Genomic DNA, 12,056 nt, shown 5'->3' on the forward strand with positions numbered 1-12,056 from the left:
ATGATTCCTCCTGATACTTAATTCTTTTCCATAATTCGCCGGTCCCTCCCGGCATACTTTTATATCATCTCTCTACTCTGCGCCACCCTCCGGGCTGTCTGCATTTTCCGGAGACGGGATATCCGTTCCGGGAGAATTTTCACTTTGGGGTGCATTTGTTTCACTGCCCGGTGTGTTAGTCTCACCATCCGGTTTATTGGTCTCACCGTCCGGCTTATTGGTCTCGCCATCCGGTTTATTCGTTTCCCCATCCGGTTTATTGGTCTCCGGTGTGGTTGGCGTAACCGGTGTATTAGGCGGAGCTGCCGTTGATCCCTGATAACAGATAATCGGAGTTCCTACCTCTATATTGTCATAGATCACAGAAACAATATTAATCGGCGTATTAATACAGCCATGGGAACCGTGGGTCTTATACCAGTCCCCGCCAAAAACAGGCTGCCAGTTGGCATCGTGTATTCCCACTCCATTATAGTAGGGCATCCAGTAGCTTACCGGGGTTCTGTAATCTTCACCTACAAGTGTAGCATCCCGTTCTTTATCCTGCAGCGTAAATACCCCAATGGGAGAATCATAGCCTTTGGAGGTGTTGCCGGTAACTACATCTGTATCAATAACCAGGTTTCCGTTCTTATAATACCACATATGCTGGAAATTGTAATCAATTTCTACATAGGTATCCCCGATATCGTTTTCTCCTCTTGCGAAAGCAGTCTGGGCATAAACCGGTTCACGGGAAACGGACTCCCCTTTCTTTAATATATTCATCAGTTCCTGTTTTTCTCCATCCCGGTCGATCATCCATCCGTAAGTAACATTCTGAATGGTAACATGTTCCCCACGGGATGTTTTAAAGGGCTGGGAACGCCCATAGGTATCATAATCATCTGCCAGCCGGTCTACATAGTCGCTGACTTCACTTTCATTAAAGGTAATATTATTATTCACATCCAGACTCATCCACTGGTTAATGGTATCACTGCTGATCACTTCCTGATCACTTCCGAATTCATATGTAACGGTCATATTGGAATACTTATTCAGCACTTCCACCTTCTTGGTAAGGCTTTCATCATTTGCAAATACAGACGGCTTTAAATAACAGTCATTTTCAACCAGATCCAGTTTGGCATCCCCTTCATCCACTGCTTTTACCAACAGGTCGTATACCTTTTCCTTATCCAGTTCATTTCCCGTAACCTCATTTTCAACACGGTATCCCGTACCAGCCTGCACAATCTTGGCATCTTCCGGTTTTACAATTTTAGTCTCATCAAAGAATGACAGTTTCTCCATACTGCTGCGTAGTGCTTCCTTATCATAAGTAGTTTTAGCTACCATGCTGTAGCTTTCCGGATTAAAATATGCATAGAGCCATGACAGTGGATTCTGGCTGTCCTTCAGTTCCTGCACCTGTCCGTTTTCCACATAGGCAAAATTCATCCGTGCACCGCTGATACTCTCCTCTTTGCCATCCATGCCCACTATGGTGATACTGTAATCCTGCACTTTATTCGCTATCATATTTTCTGCCTCTTCCACGGTCTTGGAAGAACAGTCAATTCCGTTAATAATGGATCCCGGGAAAAAGTGTTTCATAAAATACACACTTACCCCCATGTAAATTGCAATCATGACAAGCACGTAAATAATCGCGCCTATTAATAACATCTTTCGTGATTTTCTCATATTAATTTTCCTTTGCATGTTCATTATGGAACTTTTCCTGCTGTCCCACATTTTCTCCCGGTCCGCGCAGTAAATGCACCGACCTGCCAAATAGCTATTTCCATTCTACCACGTCTCAAACATTTGTAAATAAACTTCAGGAAATATTAATATTGAGAACGGGAATTTTTAAATTTTTTCCCGCTGGTGCAAAGAAAAGGCCGCAGCCCGCAATACAGGGGGCCGCAGCCGGTTACATCTTATTTACTTTCCAGTATTTTGTCAATACTTACCAGTTTTACACTGAGCACGAATATGTCAGTTGCCACTGCCAGTTCTTCCGGTGTTGGATAAGAAGGTGCAATACGGATATTGCTGTCCTGAGGGTCCTTACCGTATGGGAATGTGGCGCCTGCTCCGGTCATAACAAGACCTGCATCTTTTGCTTTTGCTACAATTGCCTTTGCGCATCCCGGAAGTGCATCAAAGGAGATAAAATATCCTCCTCTTGGACGAATCCATGTTCCGATTTCCAAACCGCCCAGTTCGGATTCCAGACCATTAATGACAGCCTCAAACTTCGGACGCATAATGTCTGCATGTTTTTTCATGTGTTCCACCATACCGTGAATATCTTTGAAGAAACGCACATGTCTCAACTGATTTAATTTGTCATGACCAATGGTCTGAATGGTCATCTGTCTTCTGATGGCTTCTAAGTTTGCAGGAGATGCTGCAATGGCTGCCACACCAGAGCCTGGGAAGCTGACCTTGGAAGTGGAACAGAATTTATAAACCATATCCGGATTCCCTGCTTTTTTACATTCCATGAGGATTTCAATGAGGTTATCCTGCTTATCATCGTATAAATGATGAATGCCATATGCGTTATCCCAGAAAATACGAAAATCCTTCGCTGCCGGCTGTAAACGTGCAAATCTTCTTACTGTTTCATCGGAATAGGTAATGCCCTGGGGATTCGAGTACTTTGGCACACACCAGATACCCTTGATCGCTTCGTCTTCGCTTACCAGCTTCTCTACCAGATCCATATCCGGTCCATCCATTGTCATGGGAACGTTGATCATTTCAATTCCGAAGTATTCGGTGATTAAAAAATGTCTGTCATATCCCGGTACCGGACATAAGAATTTTACTTTATCTAATTTACACCATGGAGTACTTCCCATAACCCCGTGAGTCATGGAACGGGCAATGGTATCAAACATAATATTCAGGCTGGAGTTACCGTGAATAATGATCTGATTTGCGGGTACTTCTGTCATATCAGCCAGTAATTCCTGTGCTTCCGGGATTCCGTCTAATACGCCGTAGTTTCTGCAATCCACTCCTGCTCTGCATTTTAAATCGGAACTGCTGTTTAAAACATCCATCATTCCCATAGCCAGATCTAACTGTGCTGCGGAAGGTTTTCCACGGGACATATCTAATTGTAAGCCTTTTTCTTTAATTTCCTCAAAGCGGGCTTCCAATTCTGCTTTTTCCTGTAACAGTTCCTCTTTACTCATTTCCATATACGTTGCCATAATAGTCCTCCTCAATCGGCTTTGTCTTTTTCTGAAATACATTTGTGCGTCCTACGCACATATTCTATCGCTATCTGATATTTTATTACTACCGTCAACATTCGTCAAGTCTTTTTTTTACTTTTATACCGGGCAATTTGGACGGCATCTTCGATTTCCAGATCCCTTTCTCCTGCCAGTGACTCCAAATGGTGTCTGAATTCGTGCAAAATAGTCTTACGGAGTTTCTCTTTCAACCTGTCTTTCGGCAATGTGCCATAAATTCGTGCAAAAGAGCCATAGTATATCACAACATACCTTCCCAGAAACGGATTCCTGCAATATTGGCCCATAATGCTCAATTCATTGCCCACACTTTCCGGATGGCGCTTCTCTTCTTCCTTTAAGATTACCCCTCCGCTCAATTCCTGGAAAAAGTCTTCCGGGAGCGTTGCCACTATTTCCGACATCATCTCTTCAAATTCGTCGATACTTACCATGCAATCCCTCCTTTGCCCAACTGTTTCCTACCTTAAGATCATCTTCAGTATCCGGAAAAACAAGCCTTTATATGGAGGATAGCGAAACGGCATGTCAAGCCATACCGCTTTATTCAGTACGCTTTTCCGATGAGAAAAAGTCTCAAAGCTGTCTTTTCCGTGGTATCCGCCCATTCCGCTGTCACCCACACCGCCAAAAGGCATATGGGAACTTGCCAGATGCATAACCGTATCGTTGATGCAGCCCCCTCCAAAGGACGTATGCTTCAGGAAGTAATTTTCACGTTTTCTGCTTCCGGTAAAATAATAAGCCGCCAGCGGTTTCGGACGTCTGGAAACCAGCCCTATTGCTTCCGGAAGTGTTCGAAATGTCAGAACCGGCATCACAGGTCCAAAAATTTCCTCCTGCATAATGGGTGACTGCCATGTTATACCGTCCAGGATTGTCGGCGCTATCTGCAGCGTTTCCGGATTCCCGGTTCCCCCTGCTATTACGCTTTCTCCTTTTATCAGTCCCATAATCCGTCTGTAGTGTTTTTCGTTTACAATCCTGGTATAAGTATCCTCTCCATCTCCCTGTTTTCCATACAGCCGGTCAATATACTCTTTCATATATGCAAGAAGGGTTACCTTACAGTCCTCCTGTACCAGAAGGTAATCCGGCGCCACGCAGGTCTGTCCGGCATTCAGATATTTTCCCCAGACAATCCTTTTCGCCGCAAGCTTTAAATCTGCTGTTTCGTCTACAATACAAGGGCTCTTGCCTCCCAGTTCCAGACTGACGGGTGTAAGGTACCTGGAAGCTGCCTCCATCACCATTTTTCCCACCTGGACACTTCCGGTAAAGAAAATATAGTCAAACTTCTGCTTCAGAAGCGTCTGGTTCTCGGCTCTGCCGCCTTCTATTACAGCCACATATTTTTCCGGGAATATCTCACCCAGCATTTTCTTCAGCAGCGCAGATACGTTTGGTGAATAATTGGATGGTTTTAAAACAACGCAGTTCCCGGCAGCGATGGCTCCGGCAAGGGGATCTAATGACAATAGTACCGGATAATTCCATGGAGACATCACAAGGGTTACTCCATAAGGTTCCCGGTAAATGCGGCTCACCGACGGAAAATTAGCAAGGGATGTCTTCACACGCTCCGGCTTCGCCCATGACGCCACATGGGACTGTAAGTATTTCACTTCATCCAGGACAAGTCCGATCTCCGTTCCATATGCCTCAAATTCCGGCTTGTTCAGATCCTCCTTTAATGCCTGATAAATTTCTTTTTCGTATTTTTTGATTATTTTCCGTAGTTTTCCAAGCTGCTCCATCCGAAATGAGACATCCAGCGTGTGCCCTTCCCGAAAAAAAGATCTTTGTGCTTTTATGATGGATTCGATTGTATGCATTGACATTTTCCCCCTTTCAAACCCTACTCGCTTCATTAAGTAGTATTATAGCGAAGTTTTCTAACAAACGCAAATAAAACTATTGTTTATTATACCCAACTTCGCTATACTATAATATTGAGAGTCAATTTACGACAAAAGACCGGAGACTGTCTGAATACAAGATTCATGCGCGCTCTGACGGGAGGTGATGATACGTGGAAACATTTGAATATATAGTGGAAGCTATTGATGGAGATTATGCACATCTAAAGAGAACTGATCAGGAATGCAGCGAATTAAAGCTGGTTGCCCGGGCGCTTCTGCCGCCGGAAATCATGGAGGGTACACATCTCCGTCAGGAATTCTTTGAATACACAATAATAGATTAAATATGGACAAGAGGTAACGTTAATGAATCACAATAATGAATTTCTTGGTACAAAAAAGGTCAGCCGCCTGATGCTTCAGCTGGCACTCCCTGCAATCACCGCCCAATTGGTGAACATGCTCTATAACATCGTGGACCGGATCTATATCGGACATATGCCGGATGTGGGCCCGATGGCTCTAACCGGCGTAGGACTGTGTTTCCCAGTTATTATTCTGATTACTGCTTTCAGCAGCCTGATCGGAATGGGCGGAGCACCCCAGGTCTCTATGAAGATGGGTGAAAATGACATAAAGGGCGCTGAAAAGACCCTTGGCAACTGCTTCGTGATGCTCATTGGACTGGCGGTTGTACTGACTGCATTTTTCTTAATCTTTGGTGAACCATTGCTTTTCCTGTTCGGAGCCAGCGAGAACACCATAACCTATTCTCTGGATTATATGAATATTTATGTCCTTGGAACCATATTTGTTATGACTGCCCTTGGATTAAATTCTTTTATCACTGCACAGGGATTTGCAAAGGTCAGTATGCTGACAACCATAATCGGTGCCATTATCAACATCGTGCTGGACCCTATTTTCATCTTTGGTTTTGGCATGGGTGTCAAAGGAGCTGCACTTGCCACCATTTTATCCCAATGCGTTTCCGCAATCTGGGTACTTTATTTCCTCACAGGCAAAAAAACGATCCTGCGTATTAAAAAATCGGATTTTAAAATTAATAAAAAGATTATCATACCGGTGCTGGCATTGGGTGCTTCTCCCTTTATTATGAGCAGTACGGAAAGCCTGTTAAACATTTGCTTTAATTCTTCCCTTCAGCGCTTTGGCGGCGATCTGGCTGTGGGCGCCATGACCATTTTGGGAAGTATCATGCAGTTTGTGCTGCTGCCTCTGCAGGGGCTGTCCCAGGGTGCCCAGCCAATCATCAGTTATAATTACGGGGCACGCAAGCTGGACCGGGTGAAACACGCTTTTAAACTTTTATTAATTGCTTCCATCCTCTATACCACGGTATTCTGGCTTGTAATCATGTTCTTCCCGCACCTGATGCCGTCATTGTTCGCCAGCAGCCAGGAACTCCTTGATATCTCAGCATGGGCAGCAAGGGTATATGCAGGCGGTGTATTCATGATGGGCGTGCAGCTTGCCTGCCAGCAGACCTTTATCGCACTGGGACAGGCTAAAATCTCCCTGTTTTTAGCCCTGCTTCGTAAGATTATTCTGCTGATACCATTTATTTACATACTGCCGCTCTTTATCTCTGACAAAGTATTTGCGGTATTTCTGGCAGAGCCCATTGCCGATATTCTGGCTGCACTTACGACCCTTACGCTGTTTATCCTTAAATTCAAAAAGATTCTCAGGGATCACGAAAAACAAAATCAGGATTCCCGGGCGGCAGTCTGACCCGGTGCTGCGTAAAAAAGGAGGGGCAGCAGGATCAAACATCCTGCTGCCACCTTTTTCTAAGAATAACTACTCTTAAAGCATACTCTTTATTAATCCTGCTCTATCCGGTTAAAGAAGCCTTCCTGGCCAATCTCAGCAGTCCGTACCGAAGAACGGTCTTTGAACTGCAGTTCCGGATTCTTGATACTTACCCTTGTATGCGCCGGTACCGAAGACGTTAAGAAGGCATTACTGCCGATTACCGCACCGGTTCCGATTACCGTCTCCCCGCCTAATATAGATGCTCCGGAATATACCGTAACATTATCTTCCAGGGTAGGATGACGCTTTTTATTTCTCAGACTCTGACCGCCTCTGGTAGACAGTGCCCCCAGGGTTACGCCCTGGTAGATCTTCACATTATCACCGATAATTGTTGTCTCACCAATTACGACACCTGTTCCATGGTCAATGAAGAAATTTCTGCCGATGGTAGCCCCCGGATGAATATCTATTCCGGTGAGGTTGTGGGCATATTCTGTCATCATGCGGGGGATAAGCGGTACCCCCAGCACATGGAGTTCATGTGCGATCCGGTTAATGGTAACCGCATAAACACCGGGATAAGAAAAGATGATTTCATCCGTATTATAAGCTGCCGGGTCACCATCATAAGCTGCCTGGACATCCGTAGCAAGGATATCCCGCAGTTCGGGAAGCTTCTTTAAAAACTTCTGCACGATCTCTTCCGCCCTTGCTTGCGCCACATCTTCTGTCAATTCACCGGTGATCTGCTCATGCTGCAACGCCTTGGCAACCTGCTTTTTCAGTTTGTACTGAATATTTTCCAGCAGTTCACCCACATGATATTCAATGGAACTTCCTTTTAAATTCTTCAATTCAAAATATCCAGGGAATAAAACAAAGCGGATCATTTCCAGAATTTCAATCGTCATATTTCTATTCAAACGGTTCGTGCAATCAATATTACAGATAACCGGATGCTTTTGATAACTGACCAATAACGAATCCACTAGATTTTTCATTTCCTCCGGTGTTGCTTTATACATAGTGTTCCTCCTTAAAGCTGCCTGCTTATTTTTGCTTTCGTAATATAATATTGATTATATATCATAAAGTCACTGATTTACAAGTAAAAGTATGATTTTGGTCAGAAATACAGCTATTCGGAAAAGCGGATTCTTTCAATCATGCTTTGTTTTCGGAAGTTCTTCATGATCAGATAAGTCAGCAGCAGTTGAATGATTAGTACTACCTCAATAAGCGCTATGGTCTGGTTCAGCGGATAGTGGTAACTGAGAATACCAAACATTCTATCCTTTTTTGCATACAGGAATGTGAGATATCCCAATACGCTGCCACCTCCCAGGGAAAGGACCAGCGTTCCCGCCGTATAGAAAATTCCTTCCATCTGAAGCATACGTACCATCTGTTTTTCCGAAAGTCCGATTGCCTGCATCACGCCCAGTTCCCTTCGCCTCACATAGATACTGTTGATCATGGTATTTACCAGATTCATAATGCCCACGCCGCCTAAGACGACCATAAAGACATAGCATAGCTGGGAAAGGAGGGCAGTCGTCTTTTTGTTCATTGCCACTTCCTCTTCATAGCTTTCCAGTTTGAGAAACTCCTGTTCATCTGTAATCTTACGAAGCTGCTGCTCTACATTTTTTACTTCTTTTTTATCAACAGATATAGACCAGTGGTATTCCATATTGGAGCCGCCCAGTTCATCCACCAGGGATTTCGGGAGCAGAAAGTTACAGAACTGATTTAAACTATAGGGCATATCTGCAATGGCTGCTACTTGAAAGGACTTCTCCATACTCTTCTCTCCACTTTTCACAATCATGCGGATCGTATCTCCAAGTTTCCAGTCCGGCGCCCAGTGCTGCATATTTTCATCCATAATAATTTTATCGCCCTGAAGCAGTTCTTCATAAGTACAGTTTCCTTCTATAATACTCTTTTCCATTTCCTCTGCATATTCTTCCGGTATTCCGATAATCTCAGAAGTCCAAAGCTCCTCCCCGTCTTTCAGATCCTTTAGCTGGGTGGTTAATTCACTGGATTTTGTAATCTTTTTTACGCCTGGGATGCCTGCGATCTCCTGCTCCATTTCCTCATTTAACGGATTATTTTGACTGATCGCCGTCCATTCCCGTTCCGGATGCATTTTATCGCCTCTGGAGCTGTCTATGGATACCTCAAATTCGTCATACATGGCAGATCTGGCGATTTCAACCGGATCTGCACAGGATAATATGGTAGAGAGCACCATATATAGAATCCCGGTCAGACTCAGCGTTATAATAGTCATAACCGTCCTTTTTTTGTTCCGGGTTAAATTCGCTTCCGTCAGATGCACAAGCCTCATCTCTGAATGACCTTTTCTGCCCTTCTTCCGTGTCTTTATGCTGCCATCATACCGCATAGCCTCTACCGGTGATATCTTGGCGGCAATCTGCATGGGGCGAATCATGGATACTGCAACCGTAAGCAGCGTAACCGCCGCTGCCATAATATAAATCCATGGCTTTAACAGGGATACTTCTTTCTGGGCAATCAGCTGTCTGGTTGCCACACCCATAGTATCATCCGGTGCATAAACGGTCATCAGATAGGTGAAGCCTGCATAGGATAATATACTGCCGATCACCAGTCCGATGGGGATTGCCACACCCGCCACCAGCATTCCTTCCCGGAATACAATCTGGCGAATCTGGCGTTTGGTAGCGCCCAGCGCTTTTATCTTGCCAAATTCCTGTACTTTATAAATCATGGAAATATAATAGATACTGTATATGGTCATAATTCCCGCTACAACCACCACAAGAAGAATTGCTGCAACTCCTGTGTAAAAGGCGGGATCCACATAATTTGCCGACAGATACTCCGTGTTGTCTGCTACATCTGCCTCCACAATCCCTATGTCTGCCGCCAGATCACCAGAGACATTCTCAATTTGTTCCTTGGTCATAGAATCTGCACCTGCAACCCGGTAGAGAATCCGGTATCTCCGCTCGCCCTCAGGCTGCTCCTGCTCCATAAAATCTCTGGAGACAAGAGCAGAAAATACCTTTAAATCCCTCTGCTCTTTGGAGGTAGGCAGCATCCCTGTAATCAGGAACTTTTCTTTCTTCTCATAGCCGATCCCATCTGATTCTATGGGCTGATACGGCAGTTCAATGGTATCCCCTACACCAGCTTTTATGCCCATGGCATCTAACAGACCGGAAGAAACTGCAATTTCATTTCCGCTTTTGGGGAAGTTCCCTTCCTCTAATTCCATTTTGCCAAGCCTCAATGCCTCATCGTCCATATAGCACATCATTCCGGAGCCCTCAGGAATGGAAATCTGTGCCGGGTCCTGCCGGATCCCCATAGTTTCTATTTCAGCCCGGTGGGAAAGCTTCTCCGCTGTCTGGGCATCCACGTTTCGATACATTCCGTGAAAGGTTGGATAAATTTTATTGATGGCAGCCATTTGCACGTCCATGGTTCCAAATCCCACCGTTGGAATCACAAATATCAGTATGGTGGTCAGAACGATTGCGATACCGGATAAAATATTTTTTCCCTTATTCTGCTTCAGGTTGGAAAGGGCAGCTTTATTTACTGTGTTCATTGGCTCACCACCTTACCGTCCTCGATGACCAGGATTCGGTCTGCCATCTGGGCAATGGTTTCATCATGGGTAATCATCACCAATGTCTGTCCGTATTCATTTACGCATGCCTTCAGCAGGGAGATCACCTCCAGCTCCGTTTTGGAATCCAGATTTCCGGTTGGCTCATCTGCCAGAATAATCGCCGGTTTTGCCGCAAGCGCCCGGGCAATCGCCACTCTCTGCTGCTGTCCACCGGAAAGTGTGTTGGGCAGGGACTTCAGTTTATCTGCAATTCCAATCCGCTCCGCCAGATCCATGACGAAGTTTTTATCCACTCTTTTCTTGTCGAGACCCATTGGCAGAACAATATTTTCCCATACATTCAGGGAAGGAATCAGGTTATAGTTCTGGAAGATAAATCCGATTTTCCGCCTTCTGAAAACAGCCAGCTGCTCATCCTTCAAATCAAAAACGCTTTTTCCTTCAATGAGGATAATCCCGCTGTCGGGACGGTCCAGAGCGCCCAGCATGTGAAGCAGGGTACTCTTACCGGAACCGGAACGCCCCACAATCGCGGTAAATTCCCCTCTTTGGATACTCATAGAAGTATGGTCAATCGCCTTCACCAAATTATCCCCGCTGCCATAATATTTACACAGATCTTTTATTTCCAGTAACATCGTGCTCATAAGAACTCTCCTTTTCTTCTCTGTTATTCTGCCTTTATCTTACACTCCTATTCTTACAACAGCATTGCGGATAAGATAACAGATTTGTAAGAAAACTCCTGCCCGTTTAATGAGTACTGTGCATCTTCCTTGGAAAGGTGATCTGGAACACACACCCCTTCTTTCCTTTTTTTACCCGGATACTTCCTCCCTGATCCTCCAGTATCTTCCTTGCCAGGGACAGTCCCACCCCAGAGCCTTCTGTCTCCTGAACCTCTTGTGCACTTCCTCGATAAAAGCGTTTGAAGACCTGGTGCATCTCCTCTTTTGGAATTCCCATTCCCTGATCTTCAATCTCGATTATGAAATAACTAACCATTGGCATGACCCGTATTTCAACAGCTGTCCCTCCCTCTGAATATTTTACTGCATTATCCAGTACGTTGAGCAGCGCCTCCTGGGTCCATCTGGAATCCAGGAGCACTTCCTCGTCCTCAAATTCATTGACTGACATTGAGATATCTTTTTCGTAGGCCTTCATGTAGACTCCATTCACGGCACCCAGCAGCGTTTTCTTCAGGCTTCCCTGTTTTTTCTCTATCTGGATCATGTTCGCTTCCAGCCTGGACAGCTGAATCAGAGATTTCGTCAGATTCTCCAGCTTATCCACTTCCTTGAATCCCTGTAATAAACACGACTGCTGTTCTTCTCTGGTAAAGCTGCCGGTATCGGCAATCTCATAACACATTTTCAGAGAGGCAAGGGGCGTTTTCAGCTGGTGGGAGATATCCGTAACCAGCGCTTTCGTCTCTGCTTCCTCCCTTTTCATTTTTTCTCTTAATATCCGGTTTTCTTCATCCAGCTGTTCCAGCCTGTCATCCAGTTCAAATATTTT

At 44.9% G+C, this 12,056-nt stretch carries 10 protein-coding genes; 2 read left to right on the forward strand and 8 right to left on the reverse strand.

The features are described from left to right. Positions 1 to 72: 72 nt before the first annotated feature. From ACH2DQ_RS02850 to ACH2DQ_RS02865, 4 genes are all read right to left on the reverse strand, one after another. Entirely contained in the window at positions 73 to 1,689 is a 1,617-nt protein-coding gene (locus ACH2DQ_RS02850) for a L,D-transpeptidase family protein (protein ID WP_394915070.1), read from the reverse strand. A 239-nt stretch (positions 1,690 to 1,928) separates the two neighbouring features. After that, positions 1,929 to 3,215, reverse strand: a complete 1,287-nt coding sequence (locus ACH2DQ_RS02855) for an aminotransferase (RefSeq protein WP_394915069.1) — start codon at positions 3,213 to 3,215, stop codon at positions 1,929 to 1,931. A gap of 104 nt (positions 3,216 to 3,319) precedes the next feature. Then, positions 3,320 to 3,694 (reverse strand): metallopeptidase family protein, encoded by a 375-nt coding sequence (locus ACH2DQ_RS02860; RefSeq protein WP_394915068.1) that lies wholly within the window; start codon positions 3,692 to 3,694, stop codon positions 3,320 to 3,322. A 27-nt stretch (positions 3,695 to 3,721) separates the two neighbouring features. Further along, positions 3,722 to 5,101: an aldehyde dehydrogenase gene (locus tag ACH2DQ_RS02865; RefSeq protein WP_395025509.1), complete on the reverse strand. Its 1,380-nt coding sequence runs from the start codon at positions 5,099 to 5,101 to the stop codon at positions 3,722 to 3,724. Between the two features lie 191 nt (positions 5,102 to 5,292). Between ACH2DQ_RS02865 and ACH2DQ_RS02870 the strand changes: the two genes are divergently transcribed. Together ACH2DQ_RS02870 and ACH2DQ_RS02875 are read left to right on the forward strand one after the other, a co-directional pair. After that, positions 5,293 to 5,466 (forward strand): chorismate--pyruvate lyase, encoded by a 174-nt coding sequence (locus ACH2DQ_RS02870; RefSeq protein ID WP_394915066.1) that lies wholly within the window; start codon positions 5,293 to 5,295, stop codon positions 5,464 to 5,466. 22 nt (positions 5,467 to 5,488) lie between these two features. Then, positions 5,489 to 6,877: an MATE family efflux transporter gene (locus ACH2DQ_RS02875; RefSeq protein WP_394915065.1), complete on the forward strand. Its 1,389-nt coding sequence runs from the start codon at positions 5,489 to 5,491 to the stop codon at positions 6,875 to 6,877. A gap of 92 nt (positions 6,878 to 6,969) precedes the next feature. Here ACH2DQ_RS02875 and epsC read toward each other — a convergent pair whose 3' ends face one another. The 4 genes from epsC to ACH2DQ_RS02895 all read right to left on the reverse strand — a co-directional run. Continuing rightward, complete coding sequence (gene epsC, locus ACH2DQ_RS02880) at positions 6,970 to 7,929, reverse strand: serine O-acetyltransferase EpsC (RefSeq protein ID WP_394915064.1); 960 nt, start codon at positions 7,927 to 7,929, stop codon at positions 6,970 to 6,972. Positions 7,930 to 8,042: 113 nt separating this feature from the next. Beyond that, positions 8,043 to 10,511, reverse strand: coding sequence for an ABC transporter permease (locus ACH2DQ_RS02885; protein ID WP_394915063.1), 2,469 nt, complete (start codon positions 10,509 to 10,511; stop codon positions 8,043 to 8,045). Beyond that, on the reverse strand, positions 10,508 to 11,182 hold the full coding sequence (locus tag ACH2DQ_RS02890) for an ABC transporter ATP-binding protein (protein WP_394915062.1): 675 nt from the start codon (positions 11,180 to 11,182) through the stop codon (positions 10,508 to 10,510). The genes ACH2DQ_RS02885 and ACH2DQ_RS02890 overlap by 4 nt, the downstream gene beginning before the upstream one ends. A 106-nt stretch (positions 11,183 to 11,288) precedes the next feature. Beyond that, a partial coding sequence (locus ACH2DQ_RS02895; protein WP_395025513.1) for a sensor histidine kinase occupies positions 11,289 to 12,056 on the reverse strand: 768 nt, incomplete at its 5' end.

It is taken from the genome of Robinsoniella sp. (assembly GCF_034124845.1).

Coding starts and splice junctions, on each gene's coding strand:
- ACH2DQ_RS02875 (WP_394915065.1), top strand. CDS start 5,489: ATGAATCACAATAATGAATTTCTTGGTACAAAAAAGGTCAGCCGCCTG.
- ACH2DQ_RS02885 (WP_394915063.1), bottom strand. CDS start 10,511: ATGAACACAGTAAATAAAGCTGCCCTTTCCAACCTGAAGCAGAATAAG.
- ACH2DQ_RS02855 (WP_394915069.1), bottom strand. CDS start 3,215: ATGGCAACGTATATGGAAATGAGTAAAGAGGAACTGTTACAGGAAAAA.
- ACH2DQ_RS02890 (WP_394915062.1), bottom strand. CDS start 11,182: ATGAGCACGATGTTACTGGAAATAAAAGATCTGTGTAAATATTATGGC.
- epsC (WP_394915064.1), bottom strand. CDS start 7,929: ATGTATAAAGCAACACCGGAGGAAATGAAAAATCTAGTGGATTCGTTA.
- ACH2DQ_RS02865 (WP_395025509.1), bottom strand. CDS start 5,101: ATGTCAATGCATACAATCGAATCCATCATAAAAGCACAAAGATCTTTT.
- ACH2DQ_RS02850 (WP_394915070.1), bottom strand. CDS start 1,689: ATGAGAAAATCACGAAAGATGTTATTAATAGGCGCGATTATTTACGTG.
- ACH2DQ_RS02860 (WP_394915068.1), bottom strand. CDS start 3,694: ATGGTAAGTATCGACGAATTTGAAGAGATGATGTCGGAAATAGTGGCA.